Annotated in this window: 15 protein-coding genes, 1 tRNA gene and 1 pseudogene; 6 read left to right on the forward strand and 11 right to left on the reverse strand. The window is 54.7% G+C overall.

Annotated elements, in window-relative coordinates; genetic code table 11:
• Nucleotides 1–404 precede the first annotated feature (404 nt).
• From tig to VQ830_RS04795, 4 genes are all read right to left on the reverse strand, one after another.
• Nucleotides 405–1880, reverse strand: coding sequence for a trigger factor (gene tig, locus VQ830_RS04780; RefSeq protein WP_337266927.1), 1476 nt, complete (start codon nt 1878–1880; stop codon nt 405–407).
• A 178-nt stretch (nt 1881–2058) separates the two neighbouring features.
• A tRNA-Leu gene (locus VQ830_RS04785) sits at nt 2059–2143 on the reverse strand.
• 138 nt (nt 2144–2281) lie between these two features.
• Nucleotides 2282–2860: a GDYXXLXY domain-containing protein gene (locus tag VQ830_RS04790; protein WP_337266928.1), complete on the reverse strand. Its 579-nt coding sequence runs from the start codon at nt 2858–2860 to the stop codon at nt 2282–2284.
• Complete coding sequence (locus tag VQ830_RS04795) at nt 2857–3960, reverse strand: DUF2157 domain-containing protein (protein WP_337266929.1); 1104 nt, start codon at nt 3958–3960, stop codon at nt 2857–2859. The genes VQ830_RS04790 and VQ830_RS04795 overlap by 4 nt, the downstream gene beginning before the upstream one ends.
• 836 nt (nt 3961–4796) lie before the next feature.
• On the opposite strand from VQ830_RS04795, the gene VQ830_RS04800 reads away from it, so the two are divergent.
• Nucleotides 4797–4943 (forward strand): DUF1127 domain-containing protein, encoded by a 147-nt coding sequence (locus VQ830_RS04800; protein ID WP_337266930.1) that lies wholly within the window; start codon nt 4797–4799, stop codon nt 4941–4943.
• A gap of 463 nt (nt 4944–5406) precedes the next feature.
• Here the strand turns inward: VQ830_RS04800 and ilvC are convergent, their stop codons facing one another.
• The 3 genes from ilvC to VQ830_RS04815 form a co-directional block, all read right to left on the reverse strand.
• A complete protein-coding gene (gene ilvC / locus VQ830_RS04805) occupies nt 5407–6426 on the reverse strand; it encodes a ketol-acid reductoisomerase (RefSeq protein WP_337266931.1) in 1020 nt (339 codons plus the stop codon).
• 42 nt (nt 6427–6468) lie between these two features.
• Nucleotides 6469–7119: a TetR/AcrR family transcriptional regulator gene (locus VQ830_RS04810; RefSeq protein ID WP_337266932.1), complete on the reverse strand. Its 651-nt coding sequence runs from the start codon at nt 7117–7119 to the stop codon at nt 6469–6471.
• A gap of 129 nt (nt 7120–7248) precedes the next feature.
• The gene (locus VQ830_RS04815; protein WP_337266933.1) at nt 7249–8157 is read right to left on the reverse strand and encodes an AraC family transcriptional regulator; all 909 of its coding nucleotides are present in this window, start codon (nt 8155–8157) and stop codon (nt 7249–7251) included.
• Nucleotides 8158–8354: 197 nt separating this feature from the next.
• Between VQ830_RS04815 and VQ830_RS04820 the strand changes: the two genes are divergently transcribed.
• Nucleotides 8355–9398: an NAD(P)-dependent alcohol dehydrogenase gene (locus VQ830_RS04820; RefSeq protein WP_337266934.1), complete on the forward strand. Its 1044-nt coding sequence runs from the start codon at nt 8355–8357 to the stop codon at nt 9396–9398.
• Between the two features lie 81 nt (nt 9399–9479).
• On the opposite strand, the pseudogene VQ830_RS04825 reads toward VQ830_RS04820, so the two are convergent.
• Together VQ830_RS04825 and VQ830_RS04830 are read right to left on the reverse strand one after the other, a co-directional pair.
• A pseudogene (locus tag VQ830_RS04825) lies at nt 9480–10727 on the reverse strand (NAD(P)/FAD-dependent oxidoreductase); the annotation flags it as partial.
• 153 nt (nt 10728–10880) lie between these two features.
• Entirely contained in the window at nt 10881–11345 is a 465-nt protein-coding gene (locus tag VQ830_RS04830; protein ID WP_337266935.1) for an Lrp/AsnC family transcriptional regulator, read from the reverse strand.
• A 153-nt stretch (nt 11346–11498) separates the two neighbouring features.
• Between VQ830_RS04830 and VQ830_RS04835 the strand changes: the two genes are divergently transcribed.
• On the forward strand, nt 11499–12215 hold the full coding sequence (locus VQ830_RS04835; RefSeq protein ID WP_337266936.1) for an aspartate/glutamate racemase family protein: 717 nt from the start codon (nt 11499–11501) through the stop codon (nt 12213–12215).
• A gap of 118 nt (nt 12216–12333) precedes the next feature.
• Here VQ830_RS04835 and VQ830_RS04840 read toward each other — a convergent pair whose 3' ends face one another.
• Nucleotides 12334–12762 (reverse strand): DUF1801 domain-containing protein, encoded by a 429-nt coding sequence (locus tag VQ830_RS04840; protein ID WP_337266937.1) that lies wholly within the window; start codon nt 12760–12762, stop codon nt 12334–12336.
• 167 nt (nt 12763–12929) lie between these two features.
• On the opposite strand from VQ830_RS04840, the gene VQ830_RS04845 reads away from it, so the two are divergent.
• Both VQ830_RS04845 and VQ830_RS04850 read left to right on the forward strand, forming a co-directional pair.
• Nucleotides 12930–13544, forward strand: coding sequence for a TetR/AcrR family transcriptional regulator (locus VQ830_RS04845; protein ID WP_337266938.1), 615 nt, complete (start codon nt 12930–12932; stop codon nt 13542–13544).
• A gap of 53 nt (nt 13545–13597) precedes the next feature.
• Entirely contained in the window at nt 13598–14800 is a 1203-nt protein-coding gene (locus VQ830_RS04850; RefSeq protein WP_337266939.1) for an MFS transporter, read from the forward strand.
• 27 nt (nt 14801–14827) lie between these two features.
• Here VQ830_RS04850 and VQ830_RS04855 read toward each other — a convergent pair whose 3' ends face one another.
• Nucleotides 14828–15244, reverse strand: a complete 417-nt coding sequence (locus tag VQ830_RS04855) for a winged helix-turn-helix transcriptional regulator (RefSeq protein ID WP_337266940.1) — start codon at nt 15242–15244, stop codon at nt 14828–14830.
• A gap of 124 nt (nt 15245–15368) precedes the next feature.
• Here VQ830_RS04855 and VQ830_RS04860 point away from each other — a divergent pair, with 124 nt between their 5' ends.
• On the forward strand, nt 15369–16259 hold the full coding sequence (locus tag VQ830_RS04860) for an SDR family oxidoreductase (RefSeq protein ID WP_337266941.1): 891 nt from the start codon (nt 15369–15371) through the stop codon (nt 16257–16259).
• Nucleotides 16260–16344: the final 85 nt, after the last annotated feature.

A 16344-nucleotide genomic window follows, 5' to 3' on the forward strand; every position in this document is an offset into this window, starting at 1 on the left:
AATCGCGACGATTCGTAAGAATGACAAAATGGAAAGCGTTGAAGAGGCGGGCCATATCAGTGAGATTGGCGCAAGGCTCTTTGGGGCTGGTCAGCGCATTCGAGAATAAGGATTTGCTCGGATACTGCAAGGCGCAAGAGACCCGGTCGGCGCAGCATCGGGACCAATTCTCGGAAGATCTTTCGATAAACGCAGCGACTTACGTATCCGGCCGCGCAATTTCTCTAACGCATGAAGCACAGGAGGCGTTCTGTTTTGATGCATGCCGGACTGCCTAACATTGCCGCTGAAGCACGGCATCCATTATTCAAATCATACTATAGCCTTACCAAGCTCCAGCTAAATGCAAAAAGGGCTCCGCAAGCGGAGCCCTTCGAAAGCAATTTCCGTCAGAAACGGAGAAATTATTCGGCGCTCTCGTCAGCAGCCTTCTTCTTGGACGCAGCCTTCTTTTTTGGAGCGTCAGATGCCTCGCCCTCGGAATTTTCTGCCTTTGCAGCTTTCTTCTTGGGAGCAGACTTCTTGGTTTCTTCGGAGCCGGCTTCTTCGTCTTCTGCCATCAGCTCTTCCTTCGAAACCTTCTTGTCGGTTACGTCGATCTGGCTAAGCAGATGATCGATGACCTTTTCCTCAAAGATCGGTGCGCGGATCGAAGCAGCTGCGCCCGGCTGGCTGCGGAAGAACTCGAGAATCTGCTTTTCCTGGCCAGGATAACGACGGAGCTGGTCGTAGATGGCGCGCTGCATTTCCTCTTCGCTGACTTCGACGCCTGCCTTTTCACCGATCTCAGAGAGAACGAGACCAAGACGAACGCGGCGCTCTGCAAGCTTCTTATACTCTTCCTGCGCCTTTTCTTCCGTGGTGTCTTCGTCTTCGAAGCTGCGGCCGGACTGAGCAAGATCGTTGTTCACCTGCGACCAGATGCCGTTATATTCGGCGTCAACCAGCGAAGCAGGCGTTTCAAACTTGTACATCTCATCGAGCTGGTCGAGGATCTGTCGCTTGATCTTCTGGCGCGTCACCGAACCGTACTGCGACTCGATCTGGCCGCGGACGATCTCGCGCAGGCGTTCAGCCGACTCGATGCCGAGCTTGGAAGCGAGTTCATCATTGATCTCGAGGTCGCCAGCAGATGCCACTTCCTTGACGGTGATGTCGAAAGTCGCTTCCTTGCCGGCAAGGTTCTTTGCGGGATAATCAGAAGGGAACGTGACAGTGATCGTCTTCTGGTCGCCGGCCTTCACGCCTACAAGCTGTTCTTCGAAGCCCGGGATGAAGCGGTTTGAGCCAATAACAAGCTCAGCGCCGTTGTCAGTGCCACCTTCGAAGGCTTCGCCGTCGACTTTCCCGACGTAATCCATCGTAACGCGATCGTCGTTCGCGGCGGCGCCGTCCTTGGTTTCGTATGTGCGGGCGCTTTCAGCGATTTTTTTGACCTGCTCGTCAACTTCCTCGTCGGTAACGTCAACGACTTCGCGGGTTACCTTAAGACCTTCGAACGATTTCAGCTCGATCGGCGGCAGCACTTCGTAGGAGAGCGTGAATTCAAGATCCTGCTCAGCAGCGAGGATCTTTTCGGCTTCATCCTTGTCTTCCGTCATCGAAACTTCAGGTTGTGTCGCAGACTTTTCGCCACGCTCGGAAAGAATAGCAGTCGGCTGCTCGCGAACGATCTCATTGACGAGATCAGCCATGATCGACTTGCCATAGAGCTTCTTGATGTGCGCAACCGGAACCTTGCCAGGACGGAAGCCGTTGATGCGAACCTTGTCCTTCACGTCGGCAAGACGCTCGTTCATCTTGCTTTCCATGTCCTTGGCCGGAATTACGACCTTGATTTCGCGCTTCAGCCCTTCAGCGAGCGTTTCGGTAACCTGCATGTCTTCCTACCTTTATTCATGGCGGCCGTGCCCAGACGCCGTTCGTTTCAATGAGCACGACGCCGGAAATTGCCGGGCGTGGCTTTTATAACCTTCATCGTTCCACCCGAAGGGAACTGCGCTACCGCAGCGTCATCGCGAAGAGCTGATCACAAAACTTGCGTCTGCGATCCAAGCTTGGTGCGGGTAGAGAGACTTGAACTCCCACGCCTTGCGGCACCAGAACCTAAATCTGGCGTGTCTACCAATTTCACCATACCCGCTTCTGCGACAACCGCATGCATTTGCCTGCGCTTGGGCCCTCATGAGCGGCGTCTCTATATCACCCGTTTCAGATGAGGCAAAGGAAAAATGAAGCTCACGTGACGGAGTTATGCCTTCCCCACAAACCTTTGCATATTTTAGTACAGCGGCTCCTGGTAAACCGGCTTGCCATCGACACGAAGATCGCGGATTTGCGCTTCGCCAGAATTGGAAACGCGCGCAACGATCGACACCGCCCCAGCCTGGCGTGCCTCTTCGAGCAAATGCCCTTCTCCTTCGGGAACGAAGTAGCGCTCGATACCGTAGGTTACATGAAACGCACCATCGGGTGACAGCATTATGGCCTTGAAGGGCTGGCTTCGCATAACTACGCTTCCCGCCATCTCAGGAAGTTCTGAGAACGACGATTCTGCTACGGCCCAATACCCATCGGCCTCAGGTTTTAGACGAACCCAAAGACGAGCGTCATTCTTGTAGCCTGGCTGCTGCCCCACAAGTGAGGCAACCGGAACAGTGGAAATATCGTAACTTAAGACGACGTAGTCACCGCGCAGCAAATCGCGCGGGTCGACGGGTGCAGCCTTGAGAACGACCTCGGCTCCGTTGCGTAGAATGGCAGCGCGGCTTTGCACCATGTAGCCGATCACGCCAGTCTGCAGCGCAGCAACGATCACAGCGGCCCACAGCGGTCGAACGATGCAACGATTGGAGATCATGACGACACCCTCCGTTTTCCCGCCAGAAGTTTTTCCGCTCGAACGACGGCATAGGCAAGCGCGGCAACGAAGAGACCCATCGCAAGAAACAGCCCCGATGTTCCTAACATGCTCCCGACGGTCCTTTCTGCGAGATAAAGTGTTTCGCCGGCGAAGGCGGCGTAAGCAAGCCACCTGACCGCACCGTTATCTCGCCCCTGGAGGACGATGGCCAAAATGGCTGCAGCGAGAACGAGAACCGCCAGGACCACACTGGATATCGTACCGCTCGAGAAGCTGTCATGCAGGAACAGGAAACCCAGCAGAGCGAACAGAAAAGCATAAAAGGCGGGAGCAATTCCGGCCGGCCTGAGCAAAGATGAATGCCGTATGGGCGTCAGGCTGATCGCCACCAGCATGGCAATGCCAACCACACAGTAAACGATAGCGACGGTTTCGCTGTCGAAAACCGTATACAGCCATGCAAACCAAGCGACGAAAAGAAGATAGGCCAGATGCCGCACCGGTCCGGCGTCGCTCCAGCGGATCAGGACAATCAACGCTGTGGCCAAAGCGGGCGTCGCCCAGGAATCCAACCCGGACCATTCTGCGCCGATCAAATCGAGATAAGTCGCGAAAGAGCCCCAGGCAACAACTGCGGCAACACCCGTCACCGCAGCCGAGCGGAACAGGACGGCCGAGATGGCGCAAAGCGAGAACCAGACATACATCACGGTCTGCTGATCGCCGGACAAGTGATACATTTGCCCCACAAGCGAGATCGCACCCCCGAAGCTGATGGCTCCGAACACCAGCATTGCATTGCCGGTGATTGCCGCACCGCGCGCTAAAAATAGAGCCGCACCAAGGTGAGCAGCCCACAAAACGGCAACGATACCGATGAGGCGCATTGGCCGGGGAATAGCTTCCCAATTTGCGGCAATCAGAATGATCACCGCAACGCCGATCAAAACCGCAGCCAGGATCGCGAGAACCTTGCCGAGACTGAAACTCGATTGGCGCGCATCGTACTCCGAAAGGAGAGCTTTGGCAGTTGCGTCAGGCAACAGCCCTTGTTCGACCCAGAGCGACAAATCTTTCTGCAAGCGACTGCGATACATGGAGCTCCTGCTTCAACGACAAATGTGCGACGCGAAACGCATCAGGGAAGAAAAAGTGCAATAATGTCTATATTTTTTCTTTGACGCGACTTTTGGTTGTTATAAATCCAGGTATCGTTGACGCTATAACTTTGTCATAAGAATTCCGAGGCTTACATCTATCCTTTTAACTCGAATTTAACATAGGCGCGACATAATCACCGTTCGGCCGTTCGGAAATGCAAGAGACGCATAGCTTTCATTCGGGCAAAGCACTGCTTGATACCCGAAAAATGGGCATCGTTCACAGCCTCCAAGCAAAATGTCGTGATTCGCAGCAAGCCATGCGGTCCACAGTCGTTGCCGTGCGCCCGATTTTCAAAACTAATCATTTCGCACCTCGGCTTATCGTTCCTTCTAACAACTAGTGTTAAATTGATTAGCTGCATGTGAAACAAATTTAGCAAAATAAATTCAGTTATTTAGCCACCATGGCGCGCCGAACGGATGCTGGGGATGGCGCGGTGAATTGATAGGTTGGAGGGGCAAAGGCTTACGCCACACATGGAAGACGAACCGCGCAAGATCACCGCCCGCCGACAAACAAGAACATTTCATGACCCAGCCATAGTTCGATATATCGATGAGCACGCGCGCCGAAATATGTTTGCTCAATCCTTAATCAGATTACTTGCCGTGAAATCGGTTCAATCGGTTAGATTTGCATTATATGCATAGGTGACTTGTATTCTTGTTTCTGTTCGTGGGAGCCCGCAATCACTATATTCAAACCATCAGATGAGGGACCGGTCAGGATGTTAAAGAGCCGGTCAAAACGCTAGAAAAGGGCAAAGACCATGAACATCACCCGTTCTTTCGCAAATTGGCGCAAGTATCGTCAGACCGTTAGCGAACTCGGCCGCATGAGCAACCGCGAACTTCACGACCTTGGCATCGACCGTGGCGATATTCAGCGCGTCGCTCGCCAGGCTGTTGGCCGCTAATACACGAAAATCACCTAAGCGAACGCTTCCTCCCAAGACGATCGCTCAAAACGCCTGCTGCTCGCGCAGCGGGCGTTTTCTATTATATCCGCTGCCCATCTTAAGTCATTTTGTATAGCTGACACAGTTGGCGCTTCTATAGGCTTCTTGGAGCAAAATGATTGCCAATCACATCAACGGTCAGCCGCCAGTTTGAGCCATTAATGGAATGCTTGGGCCTAGTGCCCGGCAAGTTTATCGGGAGCGACAAAACCTCGCGCTTCCCTAATCAATCCGCCTGATTTTCGGAGATGACTTCCTTATCGATGTTGCAGTACAAGAAGCGGTCTTGAATCGTTGCTCGCTTTTATCTCCGCTTCTTTCGACAACGAAAATGAGCCGGCACGAAGCTCGCACCGGCTCTCTGCAATCATGTTACATCTTTAGTTGACGCGCTCAAACAATCGTTCAAACGGGGCATGCATTAGTTGACTGACTTGTCGACTAGCTTGTTCTTGCCAATCCAAGGCATCATGCCGCGCAACTTGGCACCGACTTCCTCGATCTGGTGAGCGTCGTTGACGCGGCGGATACCCTTGAAGCGCGCAGCACCCGAGCGGTATTCCTGCATCCATTCAGACGTGAAGCGACCCGTCTGAATGTCGGTCAGGACGCGCTTCATTTCAGCTTTCGTTTCGGCCGTGATGATACGCGGTCCGGTGACATATTCGCCCCACTCGGCAGTGTTGGAGATCGAATAGTTCATGTTGGCGATGCCGCCTTCATAAATAAGGTCGACGATCAACTTCACTTCATGCAAGCACTCGAAATAAGCCATTTCCGGCGCATATCCGGCTTCGACAAGCGTTTCAAAGCCTGCACGGATCAGCTCCACCAGGCCGCCGCAAAGAACAACCTGTTCGCCGAACAAGTCGGTTTCGCACTCTTCCTTGAAGCTGGTTTCGATGATGCCCGAACGACCACCGCCAACGCCGCAAGCGTATGACAGCGCAAGCTCCAGCGCATTTCCCGAAGCGTTCTGATGAACAGCAACGAGGCAGGGGACGCCGCCGCCCTTCTGATATTCACCGCGAACTGTGTGACCCGGACCCTTCGGCGCGATCATGACAACGTCGACTGAAGCCTTTGGCTCGATCAGGCCGAAATGCACGTTGAGGCCGTGGGCAAAAGCGATGGCCGCGCCATCGCGAATGTTAGGAGCAATGTCGGCCTTATAGATATCGGCCTGCAATTCGTCTGGCGTCGCCATCATCATCAGGTCTGCCCAGGCAGCGGCTTCGGCAACCGTCATGACCTTAAAGCCATCCGCTTCAGCCTTCTTGACGGTCGGAGAACCCGCCTTCAATGCGATGGCGACATTTTGCGCACCGCTGTCCTTGAGGTTCAGCGCATGTGCACGCCCTTGGCTTCCATAACCAATCACGGCGACCTTCTTGGACTTGATCAGATTGATATCTGCATCACGATCGTAATAGACGCGCATGGACATTTTCCCTTTAAGTTTAGTGAGTGAAAGATTGATGGATCAGGTCAGAGCCGGAATATCCGCTTTTGCCTTTTCCGTACCGTAAAGCTGCAGAAAAGCATCAACCGCCCTTTCCGCCTTTTTGCCGCTGTCCTTGATGGAAGGCTCGCCGAGAAGCATGCGCACATGCAAATCCGAGACAATGAGCCCGTACAACGTATGATAGGCTTCGTCGCCGTCGTTAAATCGCAGGACACCGCCACGCTTTCCGGCATCGATCAGAGCCATGGCGCGACGATCGATCTGACGCCGCCCCCGCTCGATCAAAAGACGCCCAAGCTTGGAACCCGAACGATGCGATTGCCCGATCGCAAGCCTGTTGAGTGCTAGTGAGACATCGCCCGCAAGGACCTCGAGAAGATCTTTTGCGAAGACTGTCAAATGCTCGCGCAAGGCAGCAGGCGTCATCCGCTCCCCATGCAATTCGACAGTGCGAACCTTGCTCGCCTGGTAGGCGATCATCGCCGAGAGCAAGCCGTCGCGATCGCCAAACCACTTGTAAAGGCTTTCCTTGGAACAACTGGCGGCGCGCGCAAGACCTGACGTCGTCAACGCCTTCTCCCCACCTTCGACAAGCAGCTGCAGCGCTTGCTCGAGAACGGCGTTTTGGCGGGACGAAAACTCGCTGGGCTCCAGATTTTCGGCGGACACGACATATTCCTCAAAAGTACCGTACGGTACGGTTCGCATGCTTTCTATGACGAAGTTGGAATCGCGTCAAGCAACTTTCGTCGCTGCACCGCACTAAAAATACTGCTGTCTTGAGGATATTCGGTTTGGCTAGACAGCAGCCTGCGCCGAGCGCCACGCATCAATATCGCGTGCCGGCGGCAGTCCATGAAGCCGGCTATAGTCGCGGCTGAACTGAGATTGACTTTGGTAACCGACGCGATGGCCTGCATTGCCTGCGTCGAGCCCTTCGGTGATCATCAAGCGCCGCGCTTCATGGAGACGTAGTTGCTTTTGATATTGCACAGGCGTCATCGCCGTCACCGCTTTGAAATGGTGATGAAATGAGGAAACGCTCATTCCAACATGTTCGGCCAGCATTTCGACGCGTAAAGGTCGCGTGTGATTTTCGCGAAGCCAGGCAACGGCTCTGGCGATCTTGTTGCTCTGGCTATCGGCCATCGCAATCGCGAGAAGACGCGTACCGTCCGGCCCCGAAAGAATCCGGTAGAGAAGCTCCTGCTCGATGAGTGGAGCGAGAACCGGAATGTCCTGCGGGCGGTCCAGCAAGCGAACGAGACGCAAAGCCGCATCGAGAATATCTGGCACCGCAGGCTTGATGACCAGACCGCGCTGGCCTTCGATGGATGACGCTGACGGAGGCGCGCCAATGCGGGTCAAAAGATCGCTGACAACAGCGGGGTCGATGAATAAGGAAAAGCAAAGATAGGGAGTTTCGGCACTCGCCTCGGCAACTCTCCAGGTGACCGGGAGATCCAGAGAATTCAGCAAATAGTGACCTGTCGGAAAGTGTAGATCCTCCGAACCGAAAGAAATTGCCTTCTTGCCTTGCGCCATGAAGCCAAAGCACGGCCGGTAGCTCGTGCAGCATGGCTCGGTGGAGGAACCTCTTCTGCTCAAAATCAGGTTTTCAATCGGCGTCTTATGCTCGCCGTCATGCGGGGCATGGCGAAGAAGAGTGGAGGCAATCTCCTGAAATGGGCTGAACGAAACCGTCATAAATATCCGCTTTTTCTTAAGAACGCCGAGTAGCGCAACGAAAATGTGCGCCCAATATAGATCTTTTCGCGCGGCCTTCCATGACAAATGAAATTTGGAGGATCAGGCAAAAAACTTGCAGAATTGCCGTAACGCCTCAGACAAGTTTTAAGGCATCAATGAGCGTCGCTCTCACAATGAACAGAAGGACATTCTAGATGCCCATTGCAAAAGGCTATGCAGCGACCGATGCGTCGCAACCCCTAGCTCCCTTTACTTTCGAGCGTCGCGATCCCAATGACGACGACGTTGTGATCTCAATCAAATATTGCGGAATCTGCCACTCGGATATCCATCAGGCCCGTAACGAATGGGGCAATTCGCGCTTCCCGATGGTTCCCGGCCATGAGGTTGCCGGCGTTGTCACCGCGGTTGGCAGCAAGGTTACAAAGTTCAAAGTTGGCGATCATGTCGGCGTCGGCTGCTTTGTCGATTCCTGTACGACTTGCGCTTCGCGTGACCTCGATGTCGAACAATACATGCCTGGCCTCGTTCAGACCTATAACGATGTCGAAGCCGATGGAAAGACGCCAACCTTTGGCGGGTATTCTGACTCGATCGTTGTGAAGGAAGGCTATGTTCTGTCCTTCCCGGAGAACATTCCCTTAGATGCCGGCGCTCCCCTGCTCTGCGCAGGCATTACGCTCTACTCGCCGCTGGCTCATTGGAAGGCCGGCCCGGGTAAGAAGGTCGCGATTGTCGGCATGGGTGGTCTCGGCCATATGGGCGTTCAGATCGGCGCAGCCATGGGCGCGGAAGTTACCGTCCTGTCGCAAACTCTTTCGAAGCAGGAAGACGGTCTGAAGTTCGGCGCGAAGCACTATTATGCGACGAGCGATCAATCGACGTTCGAAAAGCTTGCCGGCACCTTCGATCTGATTATCTGCACCGTAGCGACGGCGATCGATTGGAACGCCTATCTCAGCCTGTTGAAAGTCGATGGCACGATGGTCCTGGTCGGCGCACCGGAACATCCGGTTCCCGTCCACGCCTTCTCGCTCATTCCCGGACGTCGCACACTCGCAGGCTCCATGATCGGCTCGATCAAGGAAACCCAGGAGATGCTCGACTTCTGCGGCAAGCACAATATCGTTGCGCAGGTTGAAACCATTCCTGTCTCGCAGATCAACGAAGCCTATGAACGCGTGCTGAAGAGCGACGTGCGCTACCGCTTCGTCATCGACATGGCTTCACTCGCTTGATGTCGCGTCCGGTGGGGGCGAGGAAGCTCCCACCGGGCCGTTTATAGGTTTGGAGGCTTTCTCCGCGACATTCCGCTGATGCGATTCCCGCTGCGTGATAAGGCGAGAGCTATGGAGGCCGCTGAGATATATCCACAGCCAACTCCAGGCGACCGCAAAGCGCGAACGCGCTCCAATCAAAAAGTAGATATGGGCCAGTCCCCAAATCCACCATGCCAGCGGTCCCTTCAACTTGACACTTCCGAAGTCGCAAATAGCGGAGCGATGGCCAATCGTCGCCAAGCTTCCCTGGTGGCGATAGCGAAATGCAGGCGGCGGCGTTTTGCCGGCCAGCCGGGCGCTGATCACCCGCGCGACATAACTACCCTGCTGCTTGGCAGCCGGCGCAATGCCGGGGACAGGCTTATCCTCCTCCCACCGTACCGAAGCGGTATCGCCGATGACGAAAACATCTGGAAAGCCAGGAACGGTGAGGTCAGGCTCAACAATCACGCGACCGGCGCGGTCACTTGGCGCGTCCAGCCATTTCGCCGCAGGCGAAGCTTGCACGCCCGCTGCCCACACGATCGTCTGGCAAGGCACATGCTCATCGCCGATGGTCACGCCATCAGCGTCGCAACGCGTAACGGCTTTCCCCAGCCGAACCTCGACGCCAAGCCGCTCCAGTGCATGGCGCGCATAGTCTGAAAGTTCTTCGACAAAGCTTGCCAGAACACGTGGTCCAGCCTCAACCAGTAGGATCCGCGCCTGCCGTGTATCGATATTGCGAAACTCCTGCGGCAGAGATTTCCTCGCCAATTCTGCAATGATGCCGGCAAGTTCGACGCCAGTCGGTCCTGCCCCGATAACCGTGAAGGTCAAAAGGGCTTGACGCCTGGCCGGATCGGTTTCTAGCTCGGCTCTTTCAAAGGCAAGAAGAATACGTCGACGAATGGTCGTTGCATCTTCGAGTGTCTTTAGCCCGGGCGCAAACGGTTCCCATTCGTCATGACCGAAATAGGCGTGGGTCGCGCCGGTTGCCAGAACGAGCGTGTCGTATATGACGGCCTTGCCGTCATTCAGTAAAACCTGTTTTAGGGCAGGGTCTACACCGATAACCTCGCTGAGGAGCGTCGTGACCTCTTTACGATCAGCATAAAGATGGCGGATGGGCCAAGCGATCTCAGATGTCGCCAAAATGGTAGTCGCTACCTGATAAAGAAGCGGCTGAAAGAGATGATGATTTTTGCGGTCGATTAAGGTGATGCTGGTGTTCTTGCCCCGCAAGTCGTTGACGAGCTGTATTCCTCCGAACCCCCCGCCCACGACAACAATGTGATGTTCGGTCATCGGTGTCCTTTCCATTATCCATATGGGAAATGGTGCAATACACTTCTGCAGCAAGGCAAAAGCCGAGTTCGGATAATAACGAACGCTCGGTTAGAGCACGCTATCAATCAGTATTCCGGCTTAAACTTTTTCATGGACAGTTCAAAAAAACGGCTAACGCGCATAACCGAGCGGTATGGACGTCCCGCCCTTCATCAATTCCATGGAAATGGCGGCCGACATGTCAAAGAGCTCGACCTTACGAACGATCTGTTTGTAGATGACATCGTAATGCTCGACGCGTGGAAGCACGATTTTCAGGATATAATCATAATGTCCCGTGAGCCGATGCGCCTCAACAATTTCAGGCAAATCGCCGATCGCCTTGCGAAACTGGTCCAGCCATTCGTCGGAGTGGTGCGCCGTTTTAACGAGCGCATACACGGTAGTAGGCACGCCCATCTTTTCGCGATCAAGTACAGCGACATGCCGCGAGATATAACCAGCCTCCTCCAATTTCTGAATGCGCCGCGAACAGGCTGAGATCGACAGGGAGACGCGGTTAGCCAGCTCGCTGACCGAGATTCGCGCATCAATTTGCATAAGCTCAAGAATTTTTCGGTCTCGATCGTCGATCATCATGCATATCACGCTGTTTTTTTGCAGGTCATAGTCAAGATACGCAGATTTTGCAGCGTCGTCTTGGAAAATTCGCAAAAAATTCGCGGTTTATTTTCGTCTTTTTGACGCGATGATAGCGGCAATCGACACGCATCTTGGGAGCACATCGACATGCAGGCTATCGGGTTGATCGGCGGAATGAGCTTTGAAAGTTCAGCGGTCTATTATCGCCGGATCAACGAAATGGTCCGATCGAAACTGGGAGGGCTCGCTTCGGCAGAGCTTTTAATGCATTCGGTCAACTTCGCTGAGATCGTTGCTTTGCAAAAGGCAGGTGATTGGAATGGTGCTGCACATCGGCTAGCCAAAGCGGCAAAAGGGTTGGAGGCAGCCGGTGCAAGCTGTATCTTAATATGCACAAACACCATGCATCTTGTCGCCGATGCGGTCGCTCGCGAAATTTCTATTCCTCTTGTTCATATAGTCGATGAAACAGCGACTGCCTTGAAAGCGGCCGGTCGGCGCCGTCCATTACTGCTTGCAACGCGTTATACGATGGAACACGGCTTTTATGCCGAGCGGATGAAGCAGCAAGGGCTTGACGTGATGGTTCCCGACGAAGGCGACCGGACGATCGTCCATAACGTGATCTTTGACGAACTCTGCGCCGGCAAAGTGCTGGACCACTCGCGTGCTGCCCTCATGTCGATGATCGAAAAGGAAAAGACGAAAGGGGCTGATAGCGTGATCCTGGGATGCACGGAGATTTGCTTGATCCTCGATCCCAAAAAGCTTCCTTTGCCAGGCTTCGACTCGACAGAAATCCACGCAGAGGCTGCCGTTTCCTTCTCCTTGCGCAAAGTGGCCCCCGCTTCACGCGCAGCGTAAAGTCTGCTGCTTCGCACTGCGAACCTTACCTTAAAGCGCGGTGATACGGGCCTTGAGCGTAAACCTGCCCAACCTCATCGTGCGCTCGATGCCTGTGCGTTCAACGCAATGTCAATCATTATGCCTTGGTGTTGCGCGTGATCGCAGAGCGGATCAACGCTTTAAATGCGGTCGCGTCAATCGCCTCGTCTTCCCGAAGATCAATAGCTCTGCGCATTTTACCATCGAGGCTGGAATTGAAAAGGCGCGCCGGATCCTCTAGCAGCGCGCCATAGGCAAAGGTAAGTTTGACTTTGTCCCGATAGAACTCACCGGTGCATATAATCCCATCATGCGACCAAACGGGAACGCCCGCCGGGTTGGATGGCTTGCGCCATTTGATCTCCTCGACAACATCGGGATCGGCCTCATGAATCAGCCTGCGCAACTGCGCCAGGATTGCTCCCCGCCAGTCGCCTGCGGAGGAAATGATCAGATCGACTTCATGGCTTACGGCCGAGGCATCGGAGACCTCACTCGCGCCGACATCTTGATCGCTGTTTTCCATAAGGCCTCCCTGGAATAAACCTCACTCTATCATCCGATCTGCGAAAAGCATCAGCTTTACGAGCTCGTAATTTAATCGATGCTGCTGCCCGTCCAACACATAACTCCCCTGCGGAAATGGAGATTGATTAGGAAACGATCATTTCCTAATCATGCGAGATGTTGAACTTGCATCCCGAAAAACGAATCGCGGAACGGCCGCCGGGCCGGCCGCGCGAATTTGAAGCCGATCAGGCGCTCGACAGCGCATTGGTTGTTTTCTCTGAGCGAGGCTACCAGGCCGCTTCGATACACGAGTTGGGCCTTGCAATGAAATTAACGTCTGGAAGCCTTTATAAAGCCTTTGGCGATAAGCGCGGGGTCTACCTTGCAGCCATTGATCGCTATCTTTCAGTCAGAAGGCGGCAACGGTCGGATGAAATTGCAAAGGGTGCGACGGGACGTGATAAGTTAGAGCGCCTGCTCGCCTTTTTCGCGTCATCCGCTTGGGGCGAAACCGGTCGCCTCGGATGCATCGTGGTCGGCGCGGCAACTGAAATCGCGCTCTTCGATCAAGATCTTGCAGACAGGATCCGCTCTTCTTTTGAGCGAGATGAGGCGGAACTGGAAGAACTTATTCGGATTGGGCAAAGTGACGGTTCGATTGCGCCTGACTCGGAGCCGGAAGCGCTCGCTTGTTCCCTTTTGTGCCTGACCAAAGGGATGCGCGTTGTGGGAAAAACCGGGCGCACACACACTGAGATGAACGCTGTCGTCACGATGGCAATGAAACTGTTGAGTTGAGCGATCTGACTGGCAAATCAGATGTGCTCTCGCTTTCTATGATCGGAGTTCCGATGTCCCTTCCCATAACGGCAGATAGTGCTGAGAAGGCAATCTCGCCTGCGATGACGTTTCTTTTTGCGGCGGCTTGTGGCCTTGTGGTTGCGAACATCTATTACGGTCAGCCGCTGGCGGGTCCGATCGCGCGTAGCCTTGGCTTTCCGTCCGCCATGACCGGATTGATCGTCACATCTACACAGATCGGCTACGGGTTGGGCCTCTTCTTCATCGTGCCACTCGGAGACTTGATCGAGAATCGCCGGCTCGTGTTGGGGTTGGTGATCTTGGCAGCATTGGCATTGTTAGCGGCTGGCTTTTCCGCCACGCCAGCCCTCTTCCTGCTGGCCTCCCTTCTCATTGGCGGAGCCTCAGTTGCCGTGCAGGTGCTCGTTCCATTCGCTGCGCATATGGCCTCTCACGAAACTCGGGGACGCGTTGTGGGTAACGTGATGAGCGGTCTGTTGACAGGCATCATGTTGGCGCGTCCTGCCGCGAGCTTTCTTGCCGAAGCAACCTCGTGGCATGTCGTCTACTTCACGTCCGCGGCTCTCATGCTGACGCTTTCGATCGTCTTGCGTCTTACGCTGCCAGACAGAACGCCTCATACACGGCTTGGATATGGAGCACTGCTCGCCTCGATGGTAAAACTTGCTCTCACTGAGCCTGTCCTGCAGCGTCGAGCGCTTTACCAGTGCGGCATGTTCGGCGCTTTCAGTCTGTTCTGGACGACCACGCCGCTTCTCCTGGCAGGCCAGCCTTTCGGACTAACGCAAAATGGAATTGCTCTGTTTGCTCTTGCCGGAGCAGCAGGTGCCGTCGCGTCGCCGATCGTCGGGCGTCTTGCGGACAAGGGACTTTCGAAAGCAGCCACGGCAATGGGAATGCTGTTTGCCATTCTCGCTTTTCTGATGGCACATTTTCTGCCGGATGGTTCAGCCTTCAGCCTTGCGATCCTAACGCTCGCTGCCATCCTGCTGGACTTCGGCGTTACCTCGACGATGGTAAGCGGGCAACGCGCAGTCTACGCGATAAGCGCCGAACATCGAAGCCGCCTGAATGGTCTTTACATGACGGCCTTTTTCATCTTCGGAGCTCTTGGCTCGGCCGTCGGAGGATGGGCCTTTGCAACGGGCGGATGGTGGTTGACCAGCCTTGTCGGCCTCGCGCTGCCAAGCTGCGCGTTTCTCTTCTTCCTCACGGAGCGCAAAAGCAGCTAACAAAGAAGACTGCGAGAGGTCAGGACCTTACGCCTGCGCGTCAAAGCGATAACGCGCAGCACGCACGGCGCTCTGATTGGCTTCCGCCCAGTTCAAAAGAAGCGCCAAAGTCGCGTAAAGCGAACGGCCAAGTTCGGTCAGCCGATACTCGACACTCGGTGGATTGGTGGGAAATACCTGCCTGTCGATATAGCCTTCGCGCTGGAGATCTCGCAGGGTCTGCGTCAGCATACGCTGTGAGATATCTGGAATCGCACGACGCAACTCGCCGAAACGGTAGGGCTTTTGCGCCAGCGCATCGAGCATCAAAGGAGCCCACTTTCCACCGATCTGCTGGAGGACGTCACGCACAGGGCAATTTGCGGGATCGAGTGTCGAGAGATCTACGACGCGCGGCAGATTATTATCCTCAATCTTCTTCAGGCTGATGACGGCGCTGCTCATCCCGGTTCCCTTTCGGTAACTATGGTTCAAAAACCTGCCTTCTTTACAGCAGGTTCAACAATCCTATCGTAGTGCTAGTCTCTTTTTGAGACCTCAGAATTACGGGCACAATGGAGTTTTGACAATGGCCGAAAATATTCTGGTTACCGGCGCAGCCGGCCAGCTCGGGCAAGCTGTGATCCATCATCTTTTGGAGAGCAACGGCGTAGAGCCGTCGCGGCTTATTGCCGTTTCTCGAGATCCGGCCAAGCTTGCGCATCTCGCGGCAAAAGGAATTCAGACGAAGAAAGGCGACTTTGATGATGCGGCGAGCCTCATCGAGGCATTTAAAGGCGCAGACCGCGTCCTGATTATCAGCACCGACGCCTTGGCAGTTCCTGGCCAGCGCTTGCAGCAACACAAGACTGCCGTCGAAGCTGCCGTCGCTGCTGGCATCGGTCACATCGCTTACACATCCATGCCAAAGCCAGACAAGTCCGTGGTGACTTTTGCACCGGATCATCTCGGAACAGAACACCTCATCCAAAAAAGCGGTCTGCCTTACACGATTATCCGCAACGCTTGGTACCACGACAACTATCTGATGAGCATGCCGCATAATCTGCAGGCAGGCAAATGGTACACAAGCTCAGGCGAAGGTCGTGTTGCGACCATTGCTCGCGATGATTGTGCAAGAGCCATTGCTGCTGCACTTGCATCCGGAAGAACGGAAAGCACAACGTTTACACTGACCGGAAGCCAGGCACTCACAGCGCCACAGATTGCAGCGACAATCAGCGAATCTGCCGGAAAACCTTTGGAAGCGATAAATGTCAGCGACGACCAACTCGCTGCGGGCATCGCATCGGCCGGCCTGCCGGACTTCGTGGTGAAAATGCTGGTGTCGGCCGACGCCAATATCCGCGCTGGAAACTTTGATTTCGTCACCAACGACTTCGAAATCCTGACCGGCCAGCAGCCACAATCGCTGAAGGACTTCATGATTAGCCGCCGCGCGGCTCTCAGGGGCGAGTGAATCTCAAGGGGCCACAGCGCGCCAATGCCTGGGGCCTTTGTTTTCCTATTCCAACTCAGACGAAAAGCACGGCATTTCGGTTATC

Origin of the sequence: Oryzifoliimicrobium ureilyticum (assembly GCF_037199735.1) — a bacterium.
GTDB classification, from domain to species: domain Bacteria; phylum Pseudomonadota; class Alphaproteobacteria; order Rhizobiales; family Rhizobiaceae; genus Rhizobium; species Rhizobium ureilyticus.